Below are 254 nucleotides of genomic sequence, written 5' to 3'. Positions count from 1 at the left end.
GAGGAGGTGCCGGTTCCGCAGCCCGGTCCCGGCGAGGTCCTGGTCAAGGTGAAGGCCTGCGGCGTCTGCCACACCGATCTGCACGCCGCCTCGGGCGACTGGCCGGTGAAGCCGGTCCCGCCGTTCAGGCTGCACGATGCCTGCATGTCGTGCGAGTATTGCGAGACCGGCTGGGAGACGTTGTGCGAGCACCAGCACAATACCGGCTATAGCGTGAACGGCGGTTTCGCCGAATATGTCATTGCCTCGGCTGC

The 254-nt window shown here is 66.1% G+C and carries 1 protein-coding gene; it reads left to right on the top strand.

The genetic code is table 11. From position 1 onward, the window contains the following. Window positions 1–254: alcohol dehydrogenase catalytic domain-containing protein (locus tag RAD15_RS44085; protein ID WP_458184909.1), on the top strand; the 254-nt coding region annotated here is incomplete at both ends.

Source organism: Bradyrhizobium sp. 14AA, from assembly GCF_054185205.1.
The sequence above is the reverse complement of the archived record's forward strand: the minus strand, read 5'-3'. Positions and strand labels throughout refer to the sequence as shown.